The organism is Nostoc sp. LPT, from assembly GCF_017115165.1.
Taxonomy (GTDB): Bacteria; Cyanobacteriota; Cyanobacteriia; order Cyanobacteriales; family Nostocaceae; genus Nostoc.
Genome location: NZ_JABXKF010000130.1, coordinates 17530 through 42178 on the forward strand (window position 1 = coordinate 17530; position 24649 = coordinate 42178).

General features: G+C 41.3%; 22 protein-coding genes and 2 pseudogenes. 11 read left to right on the plus strand and 13 right to left on the minus strand.

Annotated features, from left to right (window positions below; genetic code table 11):
- Positions 1 to 2: 2 nt before the first annotated feature.
- Together HWQ58_RS23895 and HWQ58_RS23900 are read left to right on the plus strand one after the other, a co-directional pair.
- Positions 3 to 1253, plus strand: a pseudogene (locus HWQ58_RS23895) (PAS domain-containing sensor histidine kinase); the annotation flags it as partial.
- A 247-nt stretch (positions 1254 to 1500) separates the two neighbouring features.
- A complete protein-coding gene (locus HWQ58_RS23900) occupies positions 1501 to 3390 on the plus strand; it encodes a PAS domain S-box protein (RefSeq protein WP_292868070.1) in 1890 nt (629 codons plus the stop codon).
- 221 nt (positions 3391 to 3611) lie between these two features.
- Here the strand turns inward: HWQ58_RS23900 and HWQ58_RS23905 are convergent, their stop codons facing one another.
- A complete protein-coding gene (locus tag HWQ58_RS23905; RefSeq protein ID WP_292868073.1) occupies positions 3612 to 4739 on the minus strand; it encodes an ABC transporter ATP-binding protein in 1128 nt (375 codons plus the stop codon).
- Positions 4740 to 5032: 293 nt separating this feature from the next.
- Between HWQ58_RS23905 and mrdA the strand changes: the two genes are divergently transcribed.
- Together mrdA and HWQ58_RS23915 are read left to right on the plus strand one after the other, a co-directional pair.
- Entirely contained in the window at positions 5033 to 6880 is a 1848-nt protein-coding gene (mrdA, locus tag HWQ58_RS23910; protein ID WP_292868076.1) for a penicillin-binding protein 2, read from the plus strand.
- A gap of 786 nt (positions 6881 to 7666) precedes the next feature.
- Positions 7667 to 8722, plus strand: coding sequence for a serine hydrolase domain-containing protein (locus tag HWQ58_RS23915; protein WP_292868079.1), 1056 nt, complete (start codon positions 7667 to 7669; stop codon positions 8720 to 8722).
- 34 nt (positions 8723 to 8756) lie between these two features.
- Here HWQ58_RS23915 and HWQ58_RS23920 read toward each other — a convergent pair whose 3' ends face one another.
- A complete protein-coding gene (locus tag HWQ58_RS23920) occupies positions 8757 to 9560 on the minus strand; it encodes a M15 family metallopeptidase (RefSeq protein WP_292868082.1) in 804 nt (267 codons plus the stop codon).
- Positions 9561 to 9662: 102 nt separating this feature from the next.
- Between HWQ58_RS23920 and HWQ58_RS23925 the strand changes: the two genes are divergently transcribed.
- Both HWQ58_RS23925 and HWQ58_RS23930 read left to right on the plus strand, forming a co-directional pair.
- Entirely contained in the window at positions 9663 to 10580 is a 918-nt protein-coding gene (locus HWQ58_RS23925) for an AEC family transporter (protein ID WP_292868470.1), read from the plus strand.
- Between the two features lie 145 nt (positions 10581 to 10725).
- Complete coding sequence (locus HWQ58_RS23930) at positions 10726 to 12594, plus strand: BNR-4 repeat-containing protein (RefSeq protein WP_292868085.1); 1869 nt, start codon at positions 10726 to 10728, stop codon at positions 12592 to 12594.
- Positions 12595 to 12779: 185 nt separating this feature from the next.
- Here HWQ58_RS23930 and tsaB read toward each other — a convergent pair whose 3' ends face one another.
- A complete protein-coding gene (gene tsaB, locus HWQ58_RS23935) occupies positions 12780 to 13439 on the minus strand; it encodes a tRNA (adenosine(37)-N6)-threonylcarbamoyltransferase complex dimerization subunit type 1 TsaB (protein ID WP_292868088.1) in 660 nt (219 codons plus the stop codon).
- A 155-nt stretch (positions 13440 to 13594) separates the two neighbouring features.
- Between tsaB and HWQ58_RS23940 the strand changes: the two genes are divergently transcribed.
- Entirely contained in the window at positions 13595 to 13750 is a 156-nt protein-coding gene (locus tag HWQ58_RS23940; RefSeq protein ID WP_292868091.1) for a hypothetical protein, read from the plus strand.
- 19 nt (positions 13751 to 13769) lie between these two features.
- On the opposite strand, the gene HWQ58_RS23945 is transcribed toward HWQ58_RS23940, so the two are convergent.
- From HWQ58_RS23945 to HWQ58_RS23955, 3 genes are all read right to left on the minus strand, one after another.
- Positions 13770 to 14282 (minus strand): 6-aminohexanoate hydrolase, encoded by a 513-nt coding sequence (locus tag HWQ58_RS23945; protein ID WP_292868094.1) that lies wholly within the window; start codon positions 14280 to 14282, stop codon positions 13770 to 13772.
- On the minus strand, positions 14279 to 14413 hold the full coding sequence (locus HWQ58_RS23950; RefSeq protein WP_292868097.1) for a hypothetical protein: 135 nt from the start codon (positions 14411 to 14413) through the stop codon (positions 14279 to 14281). The genes HWQ58_RS23945 and HWQ58_RS23950 overlap by 4 nt, the downstream gene beginning before the upstream one ends.
- Before the next feature lie 78 nt (positions 14414 to 14491).
- Complete coding sequence (locus HWQ58_RS23955; RefSeq protein ID WP_292868100.1) at positions 14492 to 14740, minus strand: Ycf34 family protein; 249 nt, start codon at positions 14738 to 14740, stop codon at positions 14492 to 14494.
- A gap of 86 nt (positions 14741 to 14826) precedes the next feature.
- Here HWQ58_RS23955 and HWQ58_RS23960 point away from each other — a divergent pair, with 86 nt between their 5' ends.
- Together HWQ58_RS23960 and HWQ58_RS23965 are read left to right on the plus strand one after the other, a co-directional pair.
- Positions 14827 to 16131, plus strand: coding sequence for a CCA tRNA nucleotidyltransferase (locus tag HWQ58_RS23960; RefSeq protein ID WP_292868103.1), 1305 nt, complete (start codon positions 14827 to 14829; stop codon positions 16129 to 16131).
- A 386-nt stretch (positions 16132 to 16517) separates the two neighbouring features.
- A complete protein-coding gene (locus HWQ58_RS23965; RefSeq protein WP_292868105.1) occupies positions 16518 to 16898 on the plus strand; it encodes a response regulator in 381 nt (126 codons plus the stop codon).
- Here HWQ58_RS23965 and HWQ58_RS23970 read toward each other — a convergent pair.
- Both HWQ58_RS23970 and HWQ58_RS23975 read right to left on the minus strand, forming a co-directional pair.
- Positions 16879 to 17415, minus strand: a complete 537-nt coding sequence (locus HWQ58_RS23970; protein WP_366838560.1) for a DUF2294 domain-containing protein — start codon at positions 17413 to 17415, stop codon at positions 16879 to 16881. The two genes, HWQ58_RS23965 and HWQ58_RS23970, sit on opposite strands and share 20 nt — an antisense overlap.
- 427 nt (positions 17416 to 17842) lie before the next feature.
- Positions 17843 to 18001, minus strand: a pseudogene (locus HWQ58_RS23975) (hypothetical protein); the annotation flags it as partial.
- Positions 18002 to 18228: 227 nt separating this feature from the next.
- Here HWQ58_RS23975 and HWQ58_RS23980 point away from each other — a divergent pair.
- Both HWQ58_RS23980 and HWQ58_RS23985 read left to right on the plus strand, forming a co-directional pair.
- Positions 18229 to 18711, plus strand: coding sequence for a tetratricopeptide repeat protein (locus tag HWQ58_RS23980; RefSeq protein ID WP_104904698.1), 483 nt, complete (start codon positions 18229 to 18231; stop codon positions 18709 to 18711).
- A 228-nt stretch (positions 18712 to 18939) separates the two neighbouring features.
- Positions 18940 to 19146 carry a hypothetical protein gene (locus HWQ58_RS23985; protein WP_292868109.1) on the plus strand — a complete coding sequence of 69 codons (207 nt, stop codon included), beginning with the start codon at positions 18940 to 18942 and terminating at the stop codon, positions 19144 to 19146.
- A 388-nt stretch (positions 19147 to 19534) separates the two neighbouring features.
- Here the strand turns inward: HWQ58_RS23985 and HWQ58_RS23990 are convergent, their stop codons facing one another.
- The 5 genes from HWQ58_RS23990 to HWQ58_RS24010 form a co-directional block, all read right to left on the minus strand.
- Positions 19535 to 19705 (minus strand): ssl1498 family light-harvesting-like protein, encoded by a 171-nt coding sequence (locus tag HWQ58_RS23990; protein ID WP_194040917.1) that lies wholly within the window; start codon positions 19703 to 19705, stop codon positions 19535 to 19537.
- Positions 19706 to 19924: 219 nt separating this feature from the next.
- Entirely contained in the window at positions 19925 to 21562 is a 1638-nt protein-coding gene (locus HWQ58_RS23995) for a mucoidy inhibitor MuiA family protein (RefSeq protein ID WP_292868114.1), read from the minus strand.
- A 193-nt stretch (positions 21563 to 21755) separates the two neighbouring features.
- On the minus strand, positions 21756 to 22697 hold the full coding sequence (locus HWQ58_RS24000; RefSeq protein ID WP_292868117.1) for a LysR family transcriptional regulator: 942 nt from the start codon (positions 22695 to 22697) through the stop codon (positions 21756 to 21758).
- Positions 22698 to 22945: 248 nt separating this feature from the next.
- A complete protein-coding gene (locus HWQ58_RS24005) occupies positions 22946 to 23734 on the minus strand; it encodes a BMC domain-containing protein (RefSeq protein WP_292774366.1) in 789 nt (262 codons plus the stop codon).
- Positions 23735 to 23791: 57 nt separating this feature from the next.
- A complete protein-coding gene (locus tag HWQ58_RS24010) occupies positions 23792 to 24568 on the minus strand; it encodes a transferase (protein WP_292868476.1) in 777 nt (258 codons plus the stop codon).
- Positions 24569 to 24649 lie beyond the last annotated feature (81 nt).

Consider the following 24649-nt stretch of genomic DNA (forward strand, 5'->3'; position numbering starts at 1 on the left):
TCCTCAGTAGTATTTACGAAGGTGTTGGCTGTCTAATCTTTGTGACTGATATTCGAGATAATGGTAGGTTTGAGTACACAGGATGGAGTAAATCTTGCGAATTAGCGGTTGGTATACCTGCTTCCCAAGTGCTGGGTAAAACTCCGCAAGAAGTAATAGGTGCTGATGAAGGTGCAGCAGTAGAGCAAAAATATCTGCGTTGTTTCCAAACCGGAATACCCATCACCTATGAAGAATGTCTAACATTTAATGACCAGAAAACTTGGTGGTTAACCATACTTAGTCCATTAAAAGATGAGACAGGCAAAGTTTATCGCATAGTTGGGACAACTATTAATATTAGCGATCGCAAACAAGCTGAATCAGCAGTTACAGAAAAATCTCAAGCACTTGGAACAGCCTTAGAAGATTTACAACAAGCTCAATTACAAATTGTTCAAAGTGAGAAAATGTCTGCACTAGGTAATTTAGTTGCTGGCGTAGCTCATGAAATGAATAATCCTTTGGGCTTTATTGCTGCAAGTCTCAAACAAACTAAACCCACTATTGCTGATGTTGTGCAACACTTGAAACTTTATCAAGAGAGTTTACCTAATCCGGGTGCTGAAATTCTTGATCATGCAGAAGAAATTGACTTAGATTATAGTTTAGAAGATTTACCCAAGGCAATAGATTCAATGGTAATGGCGTGCGATCGCCTCAAAAATATCAGCACTAGTTTAAGAACTTTCTCCCGTGCTGATAAAGATTACAAAGTGCCATTTAAAATTCATGAAGGAATTGAAAGTACAATTTTAATTCTCAAACATCGCCTCAAAGCCAATGAGCAACGTCCAGCAATTGAAGTAATAACCAATTATGGCAGTTTGCCTCAAGTTGAATGTTTTCCTGGACAATTAAACCAGGTAATTATGAATATCCTAGCTAATGCAATTGATGCCTTGGATGAGTCAAATAGTGGGCGAAATTTTGCAGAAATTCAAGAAAATCCTAACAAGATTACAATTCAAACCTCATTGAAAGATAATCAGGTTCAAATAAAAATTAGTGATAATGCTAAGGGGATGAATGAAGAAGTAAAGCAAAAGATATTTGACCATTTGTTTACGACAAAATCTGTGGGAAAAGGAACGGGTTTAGGATTAGCGATCGCCCGTCAAATTGTTGTGGAAAAACATGGGGGTTCAATACACTGCAACTCATACCCAGGAAAAGGTACAGAGTTTGCGATCGCAATTCCAGTGCGGCAATAAACAGTGCTGAGTAGACCAACTTTAGCTAAGAAGATTCTGTCACCCCACTTGCTCATGGGCGCGTAGTGTTCGCGCAGCAAAGGCGTCAACTCTTGGAGACGCTACACGTTGGCAAAAGCCTCTCCAAGAGTTGGCGGTTCGATAAATTAAGCTTTTGAGCAATTTTTGCGTAAGTCCTGCCTGACTCAGGATTGGCTCAACCCTAGCTATCCGCAAACACACTAAGTAAAGTAAATGGGAGTTGAACATGTGTACTAACAAAATCAATGACGAAGTATTGCTTTTACGTCAGCAAAATGCCCAATTGCTGCAACAGCTAGAAGCGTTGCAAGACCTTTATTCAACTACGCTGTTAGCCGAACAGGAATTAGTTACTGATGAAGTCCCGCAGGATTTACAACTGATAGAATTACAGTCGAAATTACAAGATAATTCTGCCTTTGTGGAATCAGCAAAGAAAATTCGCGGACAGTATCACCAAGCGACGGCAACTGCTTTGGCTGAGAGTGAGGCTAAGTATCGCCAACTCGTGGAAAATATCAGCGACTTGATTTTTTCTATGTCAGTGCAAGGTCTTTTTACTTATGTCTCACCACAGTATAAAAATGTTTTAGGATGGGAACCTTCAGACTTACTTGGTCAACCCTTTGCTCCCCTGCTTCATCCTGATGATTTCCCTCTAGCCCAGAGAAAAATCCAAGAAATGGTGGAAACCAAGGGCCAACGGATTACAATAGAATTTCGCCACCGACAAAAGGATGGAAATTGGTGCTGGATGAGGTCAGTGGCTTCGCCAATTTTCGACTCAGAAGGTGAAATTATTGGTCTTCATGGCGCTATTAGCGATATCAGCAGTCGCAAACAAGCTGAAGAATTAATCAAAGCCTCGCAATCAGAATTACTTGCCTTGTTCAACGCTATGCAGGATGTGATTCTTGTCTTGGATGCCGAAGGACGATACCTAAAAATTGCTCCTAGTGGTGCGCCTTTACTCTACCAACCTCCTGCGGAACTGGTGGGCAGAAAAATACATGAGGTTTTACCCTCTGCTTTTGCCGACTATTTTCTCAACTCTATTCAAGAAGCACTCTTAACTAAAAAAACTGTGAAGGTAGAATATAGCTTGCCTATAGGCGACCGAGAGGTTTGGTTTGAGGCGAATATTGCCAGCATGAGCGAAAACACCGTTGTTTGTGTCGCCAGGGATATTAATGAGCGCAAACAGATGGAAGACCAACTGCGACAACAAACAGAAAATTTAGCACAAACTCTTCAAGAACTCAGACAAACTCAAGCACAAATGATTCAAGCAGAAAAAATGTCCAGCTTGGGTCAACTTGTGGCTGGAGTTGCCCACGAAATCAATAACCCCGTTAATTTTATTCACGGTAATCTCAGCCATCTTGAGGAATATACTCAAGACCTGTTGCGAATAATTTACCTATATCAGCAGCAATCTGGTAATAAGTTGGAATTTCAGGCTTTGTGTGAGGAAATTGACCTAGAGTACATTCAAAAAGATGTACCAAAAATATTGAGTTCGATGAAAGTTGGCACTCAGCGCATCCGTCAGATTGTGCTGTCGTTACGAACCTTCTCACGGATAGATGAAGCCGAGTTTAAAGCAGTAGACATTCACGAAAGCATCGACAGTACTCTAATGGTATTGCAACATCGCTTCCAAGAAACAACAAAGCTTCCAGCCATTCAAGTCATCAAAGACTTCGGCACATTACCTTTAGTGGAATGCTATGGCGGACAACTCAATCAGGTGTTTATGAATATATTGGCGAATGCCATTGATGCTTTAGAAGAATCGACAATTGAGAATGCACAATTGAGAATAGACAATTTAACCTCTGGGTTGTTAACTCCCACGATCGCCATTCGTACCTCAGTGATAGATTCCGGTTGGGTAAAAATTGCGATCGCTGATAATGGAATAGGTATGTCAGAACAGATTCAAAAACAAGTTTTTAATCCGTTTTTCACCAAAAAGCCTGTGGGTAAGGGAACAGGTATGGGAATGTTTATCAGTTATCAAATCATTACAGAAACACATGGTGGCAAACTGGAGTGTCATTCAACACCAGCAGTAGGAACAGAGTTTGTAATTACAATTCCAATTCAGCATTGACTGAACAAGGCAAAAGTAAAAAGTTAAAAGGCAAAAGAAAGAAAATCAAGAATGGTTGTCAGCCTCTAAATTTATTTATCAGAATTATCTTTTTACTTTTTAACCACAAAGTTGTACTACTACAGCACGACAAAAATAAACATCCCATTTCAAATGGTGCAAGAGCTCGGAATACAATAATTATGCGTGACTTTTGACTTTTGACTTCCCGAAGGGGTTGACTATTGACTAATAGCTAAACAATCAGTTTCTGCCCACCAAGCGTAAATAGGTGTGTCGCGGTCTGGTAAAGTGCCAAAAGTATTAGGTTGCAACACATTAATACTAATGCCATTTGTTAATTCCATAACATAATTAACGTGTGTGCCCAAATACATAACGTTGACAAGCCGTCCTTCAAAGCAGTTAGCTGGCAAATTAGGTGGATACAGCGAAAGCTGTATTTTTTCTGGACGCACACTCACTACTACAGCTTGTGATAATTCAGTTGGTGTATCTTCAGCGCGGCTAATAACAATTGATAGTCCCATTTTTGTTGAAATTTTAATATTAGAGGAGTCTACCGCGACAATTTCACCACTGAATAAATTAGTATCACCAATAAAATCAGCAACAAAGGATGTACAGGGACGTTCGTAAATTTGGCTGGGAGTGCCAACTTGTTCAATTTTGCCTTGATTCATCACGGCAATGCGATCGCTCAAAGACAATGCTTCTTCTTGGTCGTGTGTCACCATCACAAAAGTTAACCCCAAGTCTTTGTGTAAATTTGATAACTCAACCTGCATTTCCTTACGTAGTTTTAAATCTAACGCCCCTAAAGGTTCATCCAGTAGGACGACAGTGGGATGGTTGACTAAAGCCCTTGCTAAAGCTACTCGCTGCTGTTGACCACCAGAAAGTTGATTGGGAAAGCGCGATCGCAAACTTTCCATTTTCACGAGTTTTAAAGCTTCTTGGACTCTAGCTTCAATTTTCGATTTGGGTATTTTTTTTAACCGCAGTCCGAAGGCGATGTTATTCCAGACATTCAGGTGGTTAAATAGAGCGTAACTTTGAAATACAGTATTGACGGGTCGGCGGTAAGGGGGCACATTAGTCATGGACTGACCCTGAATAAACACCTTACCAGCGTCAGCAATTTCAAACCCAGCAATTAAGCGTAGTGTTGTTGTTTTACCACAACCGGAGGGGCCTAAAATACTAAAAAATTCTCCTTGTCTGACATCCAAATCAATGCCATTTACTGCTGGTTCTTGGTTAAAAAACTTGAAGACGTTACGCAGTTCAACATCAAGTGGCTGAAAACTTGTTATCCCCCTCTGATTTTGCATGACAATTTGAGCCATAATCCTCAGTAGAATGCCGCGATATTACATTATTTTGTCAATTGCTCTAGTCTTTTGGGCAGACTATATTTGACACTTTGGTTTATTGTATCCGTCAAAAACAATTGTTCAAGAATATACACGCCCGATTCTTTTACTCTCAGTAATAAAATAAAATTATGGTAAATTTATATACTAAAGTTATTATTAGAAACTCTGTGATTAAGTTAACATGCCTTAAAATTGCATATTAGCAATTGCTAAAAGGCCGGCTGGAATTGCGTTTATTCATTTTGAATTTTGAATTGATACTTATGTCTTTATTCCCATCACTTGGCAGCAAAAAAGATACACGTACAGTTGGACGTGGTTTCCAATCAATATTTTTAATCGTATTTACCCTATTGATGACCACTGGGATTGAGGTTCGTTTGGCCTACTTGCAAATAGTTGAAGGGCCAAAACTCCGGGAACGAGCCGAAGCAAACCGAATTCGGATGATTCCCAAACAACCAGAACGGGGCAATATTTTTGACCGGAATGGCAAACTTTTAGCCAGTACTCGCTATCCTAGCTCTGTATATTTGTGGCCGATGGCACATACTAAGCCTTCCTGGTCTGTAGTCGGCCCGCGTCTAGCGCAAATTCTCAACATTCCCCAAGATGAGATGGAAAAGAAATTAGAACAAGCAGGTGCTAATTCCTCTTCACTCATCCGGGTTGCTCGCGATCTCAATGAAGCAGAAATTACGGCATTAAAGGAGTATAAAAATGAACTTCCCGAAGTGGAAATCAATACAGATTCTGTACGTTATTATCCCCACGGCAAGCAATTAGCGCACGTATTAGGTTATACAAGAGAATTGACCGCCGACCAGTTGAAGGGCAAGAAGGAGCAAGGCTACCGACTGGGAGATGTAATCGGTCAGATGGGTGTGGAAAAGGCTTATGAGAAGGCTCTACGGGGCGAATGGGGCGGTCAGCAAGTGGAAGTAGATGGTGCAGGTAGACCAATCCGGGTTATAGGGGAGAAACAGGCAAAAGCTGGTAATGATTTGCACCTGACCATAGATTTGGATGTGCAAAAGGCAGCCCAAAAAGCTTTGGGAAATCACCGAGGTGCGATCGCAGCACTCGATCCGAATAATGGTGCTGTTTTAGCGCTGATATCTTATCCCACCTTTGACCCGAATATCTTCTCTAAACAAAAACTCTCCCAGAAAGATTGGGAAAGCGTGCAAGGTAAAGATCACCCCTTGGTTAATCGTGCCCTGAGTGCCTTTCCGCCCGCCAGTACTTTCAAAATTGTCACTACAACAGCTGGACTGGAATCAGGTGAATTTTCTCCTGACTCAATACTACAAACCTTTGGTTCTCTTACTGTGGGTGGGGTGACATTTGGTGAGTGGAACCACGCTGGATTTGGGCCATTAGGATTTCCGAGAGCGATCGCTATGAGTAGTGATACTTTCTTCTATCAAGTTGGCAGAAAAGTCGGTGGCCCAACTTTAATCAAATGGAGTCGCAAATACGGGTTTGGTCAAAGAACTGGTATTGAATTTCGTGATGAAGAATCAGTAGGCTTGGTTCCAGATGAAACATGGAAGCAGAAAGCTTGGAAAATACCTTGGACTGTAGGCGACACCATTAATATGTCAATTGGTCAAGGCGCTTTGCAAGTGACACCTCTGCAATCGGCGATTATGTTTTCTGTCCCTGCTAATGGTGGGTATCGAGTTCAGCCACATTTGCTTAAAGATAACGAAGAAGCAAAAAGTTGGCGAGAATCCTTAAATATGAAGCCGACAACTATCAAAGTTCTCCGCGACGGACTGCGGAAGGTGGTGAGTGAAGGCACTGGTAAGCGCTTGGACGTGCCGACAATTGCCCCAGCTTCCGGGAAGAGTGGCACAGCTGAAGCTGGTGTTGGTCGCCCAAATCATACATGGTTTGGTGCTTATGCGCCCAGTAATAAGCCAGAAATTGTAGTTGTGGCCTTTGGGGAAAATACTGGCGAACATGGCGGTACTATTTGCGGGCCGATGGTTTTACAAGTACTAGAAGCTTATTTTCAGCACAAATATCCAGGTAAGTATCAAAAACCTCAGCCTGACCCATCAGATGCTAAAACTCAAAGTTCAGGACATGGCACTGGAGATTAGTACCGCAGGGCGGAAGTCAAAAGTCACGCATTCAAAAGTCAAACAGATATACAGTGTAAAAGTTTCTAGTTTATCCGATTAATTTTGATAGATGAATCAGTTTTAAATTTCTCTTCTTTACCAAGCCCCGTTGGGGCGGGTGTGGGGGTGTAGGGGTTGCATGGTGGTAGGGGGGGGAAGAACTAGCCCCAACCACCCGCATGAGTCTTTAGCCCTGCCCCTTGGGGCAACCGTGTTGTCCGGGGTTTCAATCCCCGTCCAACACCTTACACCCTTAAACCCTTAAACCCTTACACCCCTAATGAACTCTTTTACTTTGCGCTCTTCTCTGACGAGACGCTACGCGAATGCGTCCTTTGCGGTTCGTTCTTTTAATTCTCAGAAGGCATTAGGCATTGGGTATTGGGCATTGGGCAGAGACTTAGTACAGCATTTCATTAATTCATAGCGAATTAAAGAAAGGCAATATCCTACAATGCCAATGCGTCGGCTTGCATTGTTAATGCGGCGGCTTGCATTGTTAATGTGTCGGCTTACATTGTTAATGCAGCGGCTTGCATTGTTAATGTATCGGTTTACATTGTTAATGCAGCGGCTTGCATTGTTAATACGTCGGCTTGCCTTGTTAATGTGTCGGCTTACACTGTTAATGCGGCTGCTGCATTGTTAATGCGTTTCCCTGCATTAAAAACGCTACGCTTTTACGCAAAACTGTACTTAGTGCAACTTCCCCTCTGCTCCTCTGCTCGCTCATCTCCACATCGCTAAACAAAAATCAGGTCAATTATGATTGACGACTATATTCGAGCTGTAATGACTCAAAATCAGATTCCGGGGCTTTCTGTTGCAGTAGTACAGGAAGGTGAACCTGTTTTAGTTAAAGGCTATGGACTGGCGAATGTTGAACACTCTGTTCCAGCCACTGAACATACAGTTTATGAGATTGCGTCTGTCGGTAAAACTTTCACTGCTACAGCCATAATGATACTCGTGGAACAAGGGATAATTTCGCTAGAAGATGCGATCGCAGACTATCTCGATTGTCTACCCATAACATGGCAAAATGTTGTCACAATCGGGCATATTCTGTCTCATCAGTCTGGAATTCCTAGTTATACCGATGCCTCAAACTACTGGGAAATTACCCATCTTAATTTATCGAAATCTGAAATTTTGGCTTTAGTTACTCACCTACCCCTCAAGTTGCAACCGGGTGAGTTTAGCGCCTATGACAACACAGGCTACTATTTACTGGGTTTGCTCCTAGAAAAGGTAACTGAACAATCTTATGGAGATTTGTTGCAAGAGCGCATTTTTGCTCCTTTAGAAATGAATGCAACTGTGATGAATAATCCCAGTGATATAGTGCCAAACCGGGCTGCTGGCTATCAGTTGACAAACAGCAAACTCGTTAACAAACCTTACTACAGTCCTTCTGTTACCTATTCGGCTGGAGGTCAACTTTCCAGCGTAGAAGATATGGTGAAGTGGGAACAGGCGCTTTGTGCTGAAACTTTGCTAAAGCAATCAACTCTCGATTTGATGTGGACTCCTCATTTTCCCAATCAGGGCGATGATTGGGAAAATTTGAGATATGTTGCAGGTTTAGGGTGGTGGGTATTCAATTATGACGATCGCCGAGTAGTTGGTCATAATGGTTCGATACTAGGATTCGCAAGTAACATTACCCGCTTTATTGATGACAAAATTACCGTGATTTTACTTTGCAATCTAGATAAAATTTCCCGACCAGATGCGATCGCTAAGAAAATTGCTGAATACTATTGTCCAGTTCTTACAGAACTACTTCTTCAGCCTCCATTAGCAAAAAGAGAGAACTAATTACTCCTGACCGAATTATTTTGACTGCTGTCTCCTATGGCGATATCTTAGCGGGTTTCAAGTTTCTGGCTTTGTAGAACATTTCTAAACTATTGCGATCGCCTACAAAACGCCAGTGCCAAGGTTCATAACTCACACCTTGAGCATTATCTTTGGGAAAAGACATTTCAAAGCTGAAACGCGCTGCATTTGCTTGCAGCCACCGATAAGCCTTGGTATTGTCAAAGTTAGTTTGAAGATTAGTTGCTGGTACTGCTCCGTCTCCAACATCCACAGCATAACCTGTGTGATGTTCGCTATGACCAGGAGGAGCGCTGAGGGCGGCTCGTTGTGCTGGCGTTTGATTTCGCTGGGCACTGACAGCAAAAAACAACTGCTCCTGATCTTTGACTGAACGAAAACCAGAAATTGGTACTAAAATTACACCTGAACTCCGGGCTGCTGCTACCATCTCCTCAAACTTTTGGGCAGCAGCTTTTCGCATTCTAATGCCCCTATTTGCGGAGATGGTTACTAGTTCTGACTCAGGGGCTTCTGGGTATGGAAAATGCCCTAACACAGTATCGCTGGAATTATTAGATGCTGTTGGAGTTGTAGGAGTAGAAGTAGCTGGTAAAAGTTGAGAATCGGCAGTTTTTTTGGGTGCTGTGACGAAAAACAAAAAACTGCCAATTAAAGCCAGCAAGACAAATCCTGCAATTCCCCCAATAAGGATAATTCGGGGTTGCAACCAAATTTTAGGTGCTGCAACAGGCGTATCGCGTACAGCCACTGGAATATCATCGCCAAGGTCATTCGATGAGTTTTGCGGTTTTCCAGAAAACCCTGCCTTATTCAAAGGTAAACTCCTGTTTTTGTGGAATAGCCATAACAGATTTTGCACTGGACAAAAGTAAACGTAACAGGTAGCATTTTACATCTGTGGTTCTTAGGCGCAATCTTGACAAACCTTTTAGAACTATACGTCAAGCTGGGAGGATTAGTCCTGGTAGGTTTTATTCTGGGACGCAAACTACCTGTAACAGTTCCTACACGTTTAGGACAGTTTCTTTTTTGGGTGGGAGTACCCATAAGCATAGTATCGTTTTTGCGTCAATCTAGCTTGTCGGGGCAAATTTGGATTGCACCCGCGATCGCTTACTTAGCCATTTTTCTAGGAGCATTTTTAGCTTACTTAGGAATTAAAGCACAAGCCTATTTTAGAAATACCGTCCCCCAATCACCAACTCAGGCTAGCTTGATATTAGCAGCAATGTTGGGTAATACAGGTTATCTTGGCTTTCCGATTACCTTAGCAATGGTAGGCAAGGAATACTTTGCTTGGGCGTTATTTTACGATTTGCTAGGTTCATTCCCAGGAGCTTATGGCTTGGGTGTGTTACTAGCAGCGCGTTTTGGCGGTGGTATCCATAATCATTGGCAGATTGCTAGGCCCATCTTAATTAATCCTGCCCTGTGGGGTTTCGGATTTGGCTTGCTGTTTCGGCAGGTGACAATTCCCACAGTCGTGGAATTTTGCCTGGAGAAATTTGCTTGGAGTAGTGTAACTTTATCCCTGGTATTAATTGGAATGCGACTGGCGCTGCTCAAATCTTGGGGTAGCCTACCACAAGCAGGGATGAGCTTGGGAATCAAAATGCTGCTAGTTCCCTTGATATTGGGCAGCATCTTACCACTGTTTGGATTAACTGGGGCGATCGCAAAGATAATCGTGCTACAAATGGCTATGCCTCCAGCTTTCGCCACACTGGTAATTGCTGAGACATTCAATCTTGATCGCGATCTGGCAGTTACTGCCTTAGCTGCTGGGGCTATAGTATTGTTGGTTACTCTCCCAGTTTGGCTGTGGCTATTTTGATTTTGAATTTATGCACTGTGATGCGATCGCATTTGTAAATTCAGTCAATATTAATTCAGTTACAGGGGTATGTTTAGGTGGCTCTGGAAATGATTTCAGAGTAAGGACAACTAATATTATTGGTAGTAGTTATAACTCAAGTACTATGTCAGTCACGCCAACTTCAGGTACACCAACAGCACCTACATCTTTAGATATTAGGTCATTTACCCCAGCTAGAAATGATTCACCACTCAATTTACCCTACTATACTTTTACTGACACAGTAAGTAATAAATGTCATCTAGAATGGAAAGCCCCTGCTTCTAGCGGCTTAGGTGGGGCAATCACAAGTTATGTAATTGAAAGTAGTGTTAATGGTACTAGTGGGTGGACAATAGTTAGAAACACAGAAAACACTAACTTAGCAGCATATAATATTACAAAATCTGCGGGGGCAGTATATTTTCGAGTTAGTGCTATAAATGCCTCAGGAGTTGGAACACCTTCTAATGTTTTAAAAGTGGCAGGTTCTACTTCAACTTGTGAAGGTACTATGGTGCATCAAAATGGGGTATGGACATTCTTTACAGCTCCTAGAGCAGTTTGTTATGGGGATAATACTTATATAGGTTGGGTTGATAATAGAGGTGTTGTTGGAATTACAAAAGTAAATAATACAACCAAAGAATATACTCATTTTGACTTAGCTGATATATCAAATATTGCTAACCCTGATAGAGCTGAAATTGACGACCATGATAATGCAGCAGTATTCATAAGGTCTGATGGCAGGATTACTTGTTATTATGGCCTTCATAATGACCCAGGTGGTATTAGGTCAAGAACTACTATTTACCCAGAAGATATTACAGAGTGGTCTACGGCAATTGTACATAGCCCTGCTAACACAGTTTCAAGCCCTAATGTTAATTTACCAACTTGCTATAGTAATCCCAGGTTATTAGAAGATGCTGGAATGTTGCTTTATCATTTCCGCACTGGTACACCACCTAAGGCCCCACATGCTATTGTGTTTGCAAATACTCAGAATACTGCAAATCCTACAGCGTCTTATAATGATGCATTACCTTTGATTGAAAGTACTATTGACCCTTGGAAAAATCAACGCCCTTATGTAAAATCTGTAGTAAATAGTAAAGGCCGTGTAGACTTTTTATGCACTGATGGTCATCAAGGTGACTCAGGTACAAGAGGGAATGGAAATGGTACGAGTTTATATCATTTCTATCTACAGTGGGATAAAACAGCTAAAAAAGCCCGTTATTATACCTCTGCTGGCGTACAAATAGTTAACCCATCAGCTAGAGGTCAGCAATTCCCTAGCTTGCCTATACGACCTAAACACCGTGGGGGTAGTGACCCTACTATGGTTTGGAATGGTGTGAATGTTAGGTCATGGATCTGGGATATTATAATAGGTTGTGATGGAAACCCATGTGTATTATTCACCACTTATGATAATGGTTCTGGTAGCTTTGGTTATACTAATCAACGCTATATGTTCTCTAGATGTGATGGAACAGCATGGATAACTCCAGTTGATATTACAGGAGCTAATGTTGTTCCCTCTATTCAGACCATAGTTAGAGGAGTAGCTGTGTCATCTCCAGGTATGGGTACTAAGGGAGTAAACGGATTTCCTTATGATGAACCTTGTTATACAGGTGGTTGCTGCTTTGATGCTAATGATCCCAATATTGTATATTTGGTTAATACTGTAGTTCAGAATCCAACTAATAATTCTGATTTATTATCTACATATCCTACTGGAACAAGAGAGTTACAAGAGTGGCGTACAACTGATAATGGCTTAACTTGGTCAAAAGTCAGAGATATCACTACAAATTCCTTACCTGATATTATTAATGGTCGTCCTTACAGCCCCAAAAATCATGATGGTAAGATTGCTGTAGTGTGGTGGCGAGGGCCTTACGCTGGATGGGAAAGATGCTTTAATACTAATATTTGGTGTGCCTCTGCTTCAGATAGTTACTGTAATCCCAGTTGTTAACTTTACCTACTTCTCATTTACAAAATATATTCTAAGAAAGCAGGGTTTAATAGTACCTGAGTCAAGTCTTACTGTTATTTGACCCTTCTGAGCCTTATTTTTGGGTGCTTTAGCGCTGTTAATTATAATGCTTAAACCATGCTCAAAATGAGTAAATTAGTCATTATATAACTAGTTTACAACCATTATGCACCCTCTACAGGATGCTGCCCATAATATGGCAAAGCCTCTGACCAATTAGGACACTTGCCCTCTTGCCAATCGAGATTAGCTAATTCCAAAATACTTATCACCGTCGCTGCTAACCCAGATTGAGCTTGAATCAATTGATAATTAGTGTTCCAATTCGCTAAAGTTTTCTGCCATGCTTCTGGTGTCAATACTCTATCTGACAAACACACTCTTAGTTTAGAAGCATCTGGCTCAAACTGATAAATAGCAGCGAAAATTTGACCTCGTTGTGCTGGCATTTCCACAGCAATAGTTTTTAGATTTTGACTTTTGCCTACTTCTGACCAAGCTACCGCAGCCAAAGTTGAAATCGCAAATACAGGAATATCTAACTGTTGTCCCAAAGTGCGAGCAGTCACGACACCAATCCGAGTTCCCGTAAAGCCGCCGGGGCCTTTTGCAACTGCGATAAAGGACAAATCTGCCCAAGTTTGCGGTTTGATAAATTCAATTAAATATTGATGCACTAAGCTAGATAGATCGCGCCCCAAATTCCAAACTTTAGAGCGAGTATCGCCTGCAAAATTACTAATTGCTAGACCTAATTCTGGTGTGGTGGTATGTAGTGTTAAAGCGTATTTATTTATGGCAAGCTCGTCTTGTTCCGTTAGCAAAGTTATTTAAAATATCTATTTTTATAAAGTTAACGCGATTTATTCAAGCATATAACATAGCAGTTCTTAATTAAAAGAAACTACATATCTTTTCTTCTGCTTTGGACAGAATTCTCAGGCCAAAGGTTCTGCTGTTTCAACAAAATCAGAACGCGATGGCGCAAACGCCCGCCGTAGGCGATCGCAAATTTTCGCTTGCTGTTGACTCTCTAATAGCGATCGCGGCTAGGATAGGGGATTTTGATTACCGCCTTGCTGTCTCAGTAGATAGTCTAAAACTCGGTCAATTCGCTCCAAGGCAGCACCCATAGTAAGTTGAAACTCCTGAAACTAAGGTTTTTGTTCCTCAAAGCTTCGGTCAAGCTTTAGCATGAGTGCTTCTAATCGCTCAGTTCGTGCCTTTGTTTCCTCGATCTCACTGCCTGTCTTTGTAAATAGGCGTTGCGTGTGAGTGATAAAACTATCAACCCGATCAGAAACTTGGTCAACTTTTGCCCCTACCTGGTCAATACGTGCCCCTAGTTGATCGAGGTGAGATTGAGTACGGTCTTGTTTTATGGTCAACTCATAAAGGTGAGATTGAGTACGGTCTTGTTTTATGGTCAACTCATCAAGGTGAAATTGAGTACGGTCTTGTTTTATGGTCAACTCATCAAGGTGAGATTGAGTACGGTCTTGTTTTATGGTCAACTCATCAAGGTGAGATTGGGTACGGTCTTGTTTTATGGTCAACTCATCAAGCCGCCTGTTTGCTGATTCGGCATAGCTAGCAGTAGACACTAGCAATCGTTTAACAGTTTCGAGTTCATCTTCTACATGGTCTAGTCGCTGTGCGTTGGTCATGCTGGTTTCTCTTGGCTGGCTTCTTTATCTTCTGCGAGCGCTTTCCTGACAGTCTCCTCCACCATGAATTTGCGATCGTTGAAGGACAAATCATTACAGCAGAAATCATGTATTTGAAGCACATCTGTCATAGGGGCGCAAGGCCTTGCGCCCCTACCGCGTGGTCTATTTACCTGAAAATAGCTGTAAGATACACCAATCATTTTCTCTCAAGTCGGCACTAATTCACCAGGACGCAATTTCGACCACTTGCCTGTTTCCCGCTTAAAGCTCAGACAACCAACAACATCCCATTCCATTTCAATCACATCCTCTTTAGTCCGAATGTTGACATTGATAGAAGGTTCATTCGGATCAAAATTTGGTGTTTCAGTCAAGTGAGGCTGTTGGTGCTGCCCTTCTACGGCATGATAGGTAACACAGCTGTCTACATAGTGGCAATTCACGCAAATACACATAATAGAACCAACTCCAGGGGCCTTTATTGTTAATCTAACTTAAGCCCAACTGTTATTCATGAGTTGCTGGGTTGATTTTTATTACAATGCACGAATCAATTCCTTCTACCCTAGCTCCCGAAAATTGGCCTTTCAGCTTGGAATTCTTGCCAAAACCCGCTTACATGGTAGGTGGCGCTGTCCGAGATGCGATTCTTGGCAGAACTCGCGAATATTTGGATCTAGATTTTGTTATACCATCCAAGGCGGTAAAGGTAGCGAGAGCGATCGCTCATCATTACAAAGCTGGTTTTGTGTTACTCGATGCCAAACGACAAATTGCGCGTGTGGTTTTTCCCCACGCTACAGCTGACTTTGCCCAACAGGAAGGAGATAGTTTAGAAGTTGATTTGCACAGACGAGACTTTACAGTAAATGCGATCGCCTATAATCCCCATACGCAAGAAATTATCGATCCTCTGCAAGGTTATGTAGACTTACAACAGGGCATTTTGCGAATGGTATCACCTGCAAACCTAGAAGATGACCCTTTGCGGTTAATGCGAGGTTATCGCCAAGCCGCCCAACTAGGTTTTACTATTGAACCAGCTACCCAAGCTGCAATTCGTTCTTTGGCATCGCATATCAGCAAAGTTGCAGCCGAAAGAGTTAGGGTAGAAATTGGCTATCTACTCAGCAATTCTCAGGGTACTCCTTGGATCACAACAGCTTGGGAAGATGGTTTACTTGCCCCTTTTTTCAAAAATGCCACCCGTGAAAGCTTGCTCAAACTAGCAGCAGTTGACACAGCCGCCGCCTTACTCACAGAAAAGTGGCAACAACTAGGGATACAACTGCAAGAATATATCCGCGATAGTATTAAAACTACTTGGCTAGGTATTGCCAAACTTGCTTGTCTTGTCAACCCAAATCCAGAATTAGCAGAAATAGAGCTACAGGAACTAACTTATAGTCGTGCAGAAATCCGAAGTGTAACTACTGCTTTAAAATTGTTACCGCAATTTCAAGTAGTTGATATGTCGTTGCGAGAACAATACTTTTTGTTTCATGACGCAGATATTGTATTCCCTGCTACGGCAGTGCTAGCTGTAGCAATTAATAATTTGGTAGAGGCAATATCTGGTGACAAGCCACTACACACAGCAGTGGAAACTAAAGCAATAAGCTACCAAGTCTTAGCACCTTTGATCAACCGCTACCTCAACCCTGATGATGCGATCGCTCATCCTACTCCACTAGTAAGCGGGAAGGGGTTGATTATAGCATTAGATATTCCAGCTTCGCCAATCATCGGTCAACTGTTGACAGAAATTGCCGTAGCACAAGCTGAGGGGAAAGTTTCAACATTAACAGAGGCGATCGCTTATGCACGTCAATTACTTGATAGTTAAATATACTTAATTAATTTATGGTAATGTAACAAGGGCGATGCCTACGCAATTTGGGCACTCCTGGCTAAGGCTGGTAAATCTGCAACTTCAAGTACTGTAAGTATCCTCTACTTACCATAAAATACCGATCTTTATAGTCAATCCTGGCAATTACATACATCACTTATGCTAATATTTGCTTGATGTTATGACTGCTTTGCTATGTTATTTCCTAAAATTTAGCGCCGATGGATAACCGAATGAACTATACACTAACCTATTCATTTTTATGCCTGAGTTGGTCGTTCGTACATTGAATTAAACACATACTATAAACAAAGACTTTCAGGTTTTCCTGATGGATAGAGTTTTTATGCCCAGCTTTTCTTGGACAGGACTAACTGCTTATGAATGGACAGCCTTTAATTTTGGTTGTAGAACAGAGTTTACATGATTTAGAGCTACTTAATTCTCATCTAGGAATATTAAATTTTTCATGTATTTGTACCAAACAAGGGGTGAGGGCTGTGATGTTGGCACAAACTCATCAACCAGATTTAATCCTGCTAGATATGAAGCTATCTAATTTGAGTGCGAACCAAGTCATTGACGATCTCAAACATGACTCAAAAACTGCTACCATTCCAATCATTGCAGTCACATCTCTAACAACGGTACAAGATGATCGCTCCACGATGCTCACAGCAGATGATTGCATTACTAAACCCTATGATTTTAATCAATTAGAAGTAGTAATCAGTCGTTACATCAGTCAGCTAAATTCCTAACATTTATCTTGGGAATAGATTCGGGATTACGAACTTCAGATAATTCCTTGAGAATTACAACAATCCCAGAACGACCTGTTATTAGATTTGTGTTTGTCATCAGGTAGAGGACAGGTTGACCAATAATTTCCTCAATCAAATTTTTTAAATCTGGTTTAATTATTTTCTCTAAATATAATCGTACTTGTTCAGCTAAAGTATCATAACCTCCTTTCAGTAAAGTTTGTTCAGCTGGGGTAACAGAGTTTTCTATAGAAATTACGATTTCAGTATCAAAAAAATGACAAATGATTTGGCTAGGAGACTTTCCTAGTTTATCATTATATAAATTTGTAATCCGCTGTGATATTTCTGTTTCTAATTGTCCTATAGTCTGTTGTATTATTAGTGCTACTATGTAATATTTATCGTTATAATCGGGAAATTGTAATATCCCAACATTATAGTAGATGATTATGAAATAGCTGATAAAATTAATTACTATTTTATATAAAGTAACTATGTCAATGTGATGTATTTAGTATGTATTTATTTAAGAATATTTCCAAATTTGATGAACTAAAATTTGTTAACTCACAATTTGTGCAGTGTTAGGTTAATAACTGGATTTGATCGTCATTTGCTCATGGCTAATCAGCTTATTTTGTGCTAGATAAGCTTAGGCTAGCCCACCGTACCTATATCTCACAACCCAATACTTAATATAGTCATGTTTATCCAAATAGTCATCAATGACAGATGCATATAGTACCAGATCAAAATGTAATGTAAATTACAAAACTTTCTATACCTATCGGTGCAGCTAGTAAGCAGATAAATTTAGGTTCTAATAAAGACTATGTTAGCCGCTAAGACAATTTGTGAAAAACCAATACAACATATTCGGCATTAATTCTTAGAAGTCCATATATTCCACTCTGGTGACACATTCTTTGCGAGCAAAGCAACTGTGATTCTGCAATGTCAAAGCGCTTAGTAATTCCTGGTAAATACCGAACTGGCGCAACTGCGGCTTTGGTAATAACCAAATTACCGCCTGGTTTCATAATCTTGCCATCTACCTGCAAACAACCTTTGTCTGTTGCATCTTGCAGTTGTGGCATCATTGATGTCGCCAAAGGGATCTGTTAGCTACCTCTAATCAGTTTTTATTTTTATGACTTTAAATATCTAGTGTGGTATTAGTCGTATTGTTGAACACAATAAATTACACAAAAATTTCATAATTAGCGATTAATCACGGCTAATTTAAAGATGACTTTAAAAATGATTTAATCGATATATTTTGTGAGAAAGTTAATACAAAGGTATATTCACTGATCTCAAATTCATGGATTCTTTATTTATCAATTCCTTACTTGAAGAGTTGAAAAACCCCGATCCCACAGTGCGCGACAACGCAACCAGAAAAATCTGGCGGATCTGGTTTCAGCAAAAGGGAATCTATGGGCTGGAAATAATTGACCGCAGTCAAAAGTTACTGGATGCAGGTGAAATTGCTGAAGCTGAAACAGCGCTGACAGCATTAATTAAAGACCAGCCAGATTTTGCCGAAGCTTGGAATCGTCGAGCTTTCCTCTATTACAGTATTGGCGATTATCAAAAATCTCTGGCAGATTGTCAGATGGTTGTGCAGATAAATCCAATACATTTTGGGGCGCTTCATGGTATGGGCTTATGTTATGCAGCAATAGGAGAGTATGGTCAAGCTATCCGAGCTTTTCAACGTGCTTTAGAAATTCAGCCCTATTCGCTAGTGAATCAAAAGTTGATTCTAGAATGTACATTTAGATTCAGCTACAACGGCAGATAGGAGAGAGCATCATACTATTTTATGAATCCGTTATCATCCTCATCAACAACAATTCATCGCCTTAGTCACCATAGTTTTATTCAATAAGCTTCTATCTGAATTAATAGCAGCGTTATTGCTGCTTGTACTAATAGCAACCAACTGTCAACTAGCAATTCTCGGTTGAATAAAGCTAACTTTAGTACAAACTAGATAGCACAAGCGGAATGCGGTGGATTTTACTAAGCGATGTCTACGACGGGCTGCGCCTACGCCACTGGTATTTACAAAGACTACAGTTTAGATTTAACTATCAAGGCGGAGTGGTCTCTAGCTTCTCAGTGGTACTCAATTGTTGATGGGGGTACGCTAGATTTTTTTCTGATTTATGGCATCGATGCCGTGAATGCCATAGCTACAGTTACAGCAATTTTCAAGAAAGACCCCTGTGTCTGATTGCACATCCCAACTCAGCAATTAAAATTCTTGCCGATCTTAAAGGCAAACCAATTTATGTTTCTGCTTCTGATAAGATTATCTATTAACCTTTATTTAAAGCAAAGTATGATTTTAGCGAAGATCAAAAAGTAATTTGTGAATAAAGGGATAGGCTATTAACCTTTTAGTTGTTAATAACTGAACTCGAACCCCGTAGAAATAGCGTTTTTTTGAAGCTATGTAACCCGGAGGCAGAGCGTCTTTGGCTTTGCTCTGTAATCTTCTGATTTGACCATTTTCACAATAAATAGCCTCTAAAACACAAAAAGCCCCGACTAAATTAGCCGAGGTAAAGTCGAGAAGTGAGATTAACGATGAGATACAGCGATACTGAAATCAAAAAATCTTAGCTAACGCTAAAACCAACCAAAACTAAAGCGGTGACGATTAAAGTTGCAAAAAGACCCTGTAAAACGTATTTACGTTGTTCCCAAATTGCTGGGTATTCAGCGTAGTACATCTTAGGTTCTGCTGCGTAGTTGTTGAGAATGCCGTCTTCGTTAGTGGTAGTGTACATAGTTTTTTCTCTTCTTTGTTTATTTATGTAACTAAATATAACAATTCCGTTACAAATCGTCAATATGACTTGACAAAAAAAGACTGATGGTAGATGTAAAGCTGACTTATCTGCGATCGCAGATTCTGGCGAAGCGGTTCTATGCAATGAAAGCAGCTTGTATATAACCCTCTTTTACCACTCTAGACAGAGGAAAAATAGCGTATTTTTCAAGATTCCCTAAATATCTAACCCAACTACCATTAAGTCAGGCGGATATTCAACATTAAACTGATAATATATCTCTCGTCGCTCTTGGGCTGGAAGAGTTAACAGCCATTCTAAAATTCCCATTTCAGAGAGTTGAATTTGTGGGTTGCTGCGACTGAGACGTACTTTAATTTGCTCGTTGCGGCTAACTGGCAGTTGTTCAGTTAGTTTTAGATTTACTTCTTTATCAAGTAAGTTAGTAACAATCAACCGATAACTATAAGTAATTCGGCGCTGGTTGCTAATTAATCTTTTATCTACCAGGCGCTCAACTAAGTCGCGCTCAATTTTTAAACCTTCGTCAATTCCTAAGTTCAGTTTAAACTCTTGCCCTAGTGCAATATTTTCTAACCGAGTAGTGCCGACAAAAACGTTATCGCGGAAAATATTTGCTTTACCAGCTAACAAAGTCGCACCGTTGGGACTATTTTTCACATTAGCTTGTAGATAAGCAAAGCTTACCAAGCGCGGCATTGCCACATAATCGAAGCTACAAGGATAATCATCGTTGAAAATCGTAGTTTTATGGGGTGCGCCATCACTAGGAATGTTACCACCACCATTCAGTTTAAAGGTAACTACACTCCCTTCTTTAGATACTTCCGCTGTAACGGTTTCTGCTGGGATGAGACTATCCTCTGCAACTTCGTCTTCTTCTTGCCAATCTGCTCTGGCAGCAGAAGCAGGTGGTTCTGGTATGCTAGGCAGTAGTGGTGGTTGGGCAGCTAGTCGAGATCGTCGTTCTCGCACTCTATGGGGACGTGGCGCATCAATATACCAGGGTTCAAGTTTGGGTGGAAGTGTACCTAATCCCGGTTTAGCGGTAGAAAGGGTGAGATTTGCACCAATCCAATCTTCACCGGTGCTTTGGGTTATTTCTGCAAGGTAGCTCAGATGCACAATATCGCTGGTAGTGCTAAAGCGCAAGTCATAAAGCGGATTCCAACTAGCGCGATTTACAATGTAGGATACCTCTAATTCAAATTTTCCTTCACCCGCTACTTCAACGGCTACAACTAAGCTAAAACTTTCTTTAGGATGGGGTGTTTGGATTATTTGCAATGAGGTGTGGAGTGCTTGCAGTTGTTTGTCTAATTCCTGCTGTTGAGTTTTGCACTCTCCAGATGCGATCGCATATTCACTATACTGGCTTCCGAGAAAGTTGAGGAAATCCAAAGTTTCGCTGAGGCTGAGATTTTTCCGAGACAAACTCTGTGCAAAGGGTTCTTCTGTTTTTTCACGTAAGCCGGCGATAAAACTAGATTGCAATGCTAAAGCATCCACCTGGGCTTGTAGGTGGCGTTTTTCTGCCTCTAATTGCTGAATTTGCCTTGTCAAATGTGCTACTCGCTCCGCTAGAGGTTCAGTAGTATAGATGCGATCGCTACTAACTCCCACCAAGCGCACCCCTACCGTACCTGTACCGCTAACCCGAACAGACTCAGTTTCTAGAGTCATTGGCACTGGGGTAATTACTAATTCCTGTTCAATTCCTGTTAAATCAACTACACCCCGCCGTGTAACCAATGCTCTGTCAGAATACACGGTAACAGCTACAATCTCGCTTTGTACTGTTTTGTGCCAAGACGGTATTTCCGGGTTAACCACTGCTAGTTTTCCCCCATTTTTAATGATTCTGCTGGTTAATTGTCAATGTTTATCGGTCTAACAGTCAACCCCTTTAGAGAATTTGTAATTCATAATTACGTTAGCGTAGCGGTAGCGAGTATGCGTACTCTTACAGAGAAGCAAGCTACGCGCAGCGTCTCGTAGAGAGCCTCATTACGAATTACGAATTATCTTATCCGTGAATTGGTTCAAAGGTACTATAAGCAGTATCAGCTTTTTGCTCGACGAAATTCTTTGCCGCAGCTAGTAGATACTCATAATAGGCACGAGCGACGATAGACAGCTGCTTGCCAGATGGGTAAACCATGTACCAATGCCGCTGAATGGGGAAGTGTTGTACATCTAAAATACTGAACTCTGAAGTGTCTGATAGTAAGGTATGACGGGATAAAACAGAAATACCTAAACCACCTGCGATCGCTTGTTTAATTGCTTCATTACTTCCCAATTCTAGCTTGACTTTTACCGTCACCTCTTCTTCTTCAAATAGCGTTTGGACGGCGCGCCGAGTTCCTGAACCTGGTTCCCGCATAATAAAAGGTTGGTTAGACAGGCGTTGTATAGGAATATTTTTTTCTTTGGATAAAGGATGATTAGCTGGTGCAAAGACTATCAAAGGATTTTCTAGAAATGGTTCACAAGTCACATCTATATTGTCTGGAATTTGACTCATAATGTATAAGTCATCCAGATTCTGACTCATCCGTTCCAAAATTTGTTCGTGATTTGTTACTTGCAGCGAGATATCAATTCCTGGATAAAGTTCGCAAAATGGCCCTAACAAACGTGGGATAAAATATTTTGCTGTTGTAATTACTGCCAAACGTAATTGTCCCTGTTTTAGCCCTTTTAAATCTGCTACCTTCATTTCATACTGGGCTATATTGTGAAAAATCTGCCGACAAGTAGCAAATAATTCCCGTCCTGCCTCCGTCAGATACAATCGCTTCCCCACTTGCTCAAATAATGGCAAACCTACCGATTTTGTTAGTTGCTTGATCTGCATAGAAACGGTAGGTTGGGTAAGAAACAATTCTTCAGCAGCACGAGTAAAGCTACTGTGCCGTGCCGCCGCCTCGAATACCTTTAACTGGTGCAGCGTCGCTTGGTTCAAAGGTGATTCTCCTGTATATAGCGATTATATAGATATAAAACTAGTATTGCTGAACACTGGCAAATGATATAGTGATGCTCACAGAAAGTTACGAGTTTCATTCATAGATAAAACTCTATTATTTATATTAAAATAAAGGTATTTTATTTATGGATTTAAGAAGCTATTATTCAGAATAGCTAAAGCGTAAGATGCCTTCCATCTAAACGATGAATGTTGAATGATGATTTTTCAAAATTCATCTATCATCATTCATCATTCCATAATTCTTCTTGAACTTTTGTAGGTAGCTTGGTTAAGTCTGGTAATCTTAGTACTTCGATTTCCGCAACTTGTTCTTTGATATTCACTGGCAAGTTTAATGGTTCGCGTTCTTCTATCCAGCAGCTTGCTAATGGCAAGGTTAACTCCATTTCATCCAGCGGTCGGGGAATTACCATCACTGCATTCAATTCCCCAATGCGTTCTGCTTCAAACATTCCTGCTTCCACTGCTACCGCCACATTTGCTACGGAACCACGAATAATTGCTGTACACAAACCCCCACCAATTTTTTCATAAGCTGCTAAATGAACATCAGCAGCTTTGAGCATCGCATCACATGCTCCTACCATCGCGGGAAATCCTCGCGTTTCTACCAAACCAATTGCTTGGTTACTCAGACGGCTGGAATTGCCCTCTTGCATTAATTTAGTGAAACGAGTTGTGATGGGAAGCACTATATCTAGGTTGGGATAAGGTCGGGGAATCACCAAACTAGAAACCAGCTGACCAAACTGTTCAGCCGTTTGCACACCTGATTCTACCGCCAGACGTACGTCAGCAATTCCACCCCGGATGATCGCAGTACAATGACCGCCACCAATTTTTTCATAGCCAACCAGGTGAACTCCCGCTGATTTCAGCATCATATCCGCCGTCCCAACGATCGCCGGAAAGCTGCGGGTAGAAACTAAACCCAAAGCAGTATCCTGATAGGTTTCTTGATTACTCGCTCCCTGGATAGTGCGAATAGAACGTTGATTATATGTTTCCATGATGAATTCTCCAAAATACGGAAAAAGCCGACACCTTACAATTAACACTTACTCAGACTAATCGTCAGAGTTTGGGTCGCTCAAGGATTGTCTATGAGGAAACAATGTAGTCAACAGTCTGTTTATGCTCCCTTGTCCATAAATTTGAGTCCCAAAACCGTTAGGCGATTCTGCGGCGGGCTGACTGGGGTCTAAGTTATGTTCTGTAGACGGTTGGGCGGCTGACTCCAAGCTGGAGTCAACATCATTGGTCGGTTCCTCCACGCGAGGAGACTGACTTTCGGGAGTGGCGGGAGATTTAAAGTAAGAAATCGACTTGTTTTGTTTGAAATCTACAAAAGCCGAAGTTGAGAAGTTAGTTGAGGAAGTTTCCTTTTCCTTAACTCCACCTGAGCCATTTACTTCTTCTTTCGGCGGTGGCGTACTTGTAGAAGCTGGGTTATTTGTTGTAGATGGTTCGGGTTCCTTTGTTTGAGCAATCTGCCGACTGGTGTCTCCTAAAATTGAACCAGGCGGTACTACTTGTCCAGGTTCAACCGAATAGTTAAAAACTGTAGTCGCTGAACCAATACAAGCATTTGCGCCAATTTTGCCTTTGCCAATCATCAAAAAACCTGCTCCCAGGTTTGCACCTGCTTCTACCTCTAGAGTGCCTTCATGGACTTGGAGAATTGCTCCCATGCCAATACAGACTCCTGGTCCAATGACGATCTTGCTGTTTACTGCCGCTTGAAGGATCACCCCAGGTGCAAGTACCGCGCTTGGATGAATAGTCACCTCACCACTAATGTAAGAATCAAAGTTATTGCTGAGGCGCAGTAGCGGCACAGACATGGAAATTTTAACCTCGCAAGCCCGATGTAGTTCTGAGTGCTGAGTGCTGAGTGCTGAGTGCTGAGTGCTGAGTGCTGAGTA

Excerpts from the sequence above, each read along its gene's own strand:
- HWQ58_RS23900 (WP_292868070.1), top strand. The coding sequence starts at position 1,501 with ATGTGTACTAACAAAATCAATGACGAAGTATTGCTTTTACGTCAGCAA.
- HWQ58_RS23905 (WP_292868073.1), bottom strand. The coding sequence starts at position 4,739 with ATGGCTCAAATTGTCATGCAAAATCAGAGGGGGATAACAAGTTTTCAG.
- mrdA (WP_292868076.1), top strand. The coding sequence starts at position 5,033 with ATGTCTTTATTCCCATCACTTGGCAGCAAAAAAGATACACGTACAGTT.
- HWQ58_RS23915 (WP_292868079.1), top strand. The coding sequence starts at position 7,667 with ATGATTGACGACTATATTCGAGCTGTAATGACTCAAAATCAGATTCCG.
- HWQ58_RS23930 (WP_292868085.1), top strand. The coding sequence starts at position 10,726 with ATGTCAGTCACGCCAACTTCAGGTACACCAACAGCACCTACATCTTTA.
- HWQ58_RS23940 (WP_292868091.1), top strand. The coding sequence starts at position 13,595 with ATGGCGCAAACGCCCGCCGTAGGCGATCGCAAATTTTCGCTTGCTGTT.
- HWQ58_RS23945 (WP_292868094.1), bottom strand. The coding sequence starts at position 14,282 with ATGACCAACGCACAGCGACTAGACCATGTAGAAGATGAACTCGAAACT.
- HWQ58_RS23950 (WP_292868097.1), bottom strand. The coding sequence starts at position 14,413 with ATGACAGATGTGCTTCAAATACATGATTTCTGCTGTAATGATTTGTCC.
- HWQ58_RS23955 (WP_292868100.1), bottom strand. The coding sequence starts at position 14,740 with ATGTGTATTTGCGTGAATTGCCACTATGTAGACAGCTGTGTTACCTAT.
- HWQ58_RS23960 (WP_292868103.1), top strand. The coding sequence starts at position 14,827 with ATGCACGAATCAATTCCTTCTACCCTAGCTCCCGAAAATTGGCCTTTC.
- HWQ58_RS23965 (WP_292868105.1), top strand. The coding sequence starts at position 16,518 with ATGAATGGACAGCCTTTAATTTTGGTTGTAGAACAGAGTTTACATGAT.
- HWQ58_RS23980 (WP_104904698.1), top strand. The coding sequence starts at position 18,229 with ATGGATTCTTTATTTATCAATTCCTTACTTGAAGAGTTGAAAAACCCC.
- HWQ58_RS23985 (WP_292868109.1), top strand. The coding sequence starts at position 18,940 with ATGTCTACGACGGGCTGCGCCTACGCCACTGGTATTTACAAAGACTAC.
- HWQ58_RS23990 (WP_194040917.1), bottom strand. The coding sequence starts at position 19,705 with ATGTACACTACCACTAACGAAGACGGCATTCTCAACAACTACGCAGCA.
- HWQ58_RS24005 (WP_292774366.1), bottom strand. The coding sequence starts at position 23,734 with ATGGAAACATATAATCAACGTTCTATTCGCACTATCCAGGGAGCGAGT.
- HWQ58_RS24010 (WP_292868476.1), bottom strand. The coding sequence starts at position 24,568 with ATGTCTGTGCCGCTACTGCGCCTCAGCAATAACTTTGATTCTTACATT.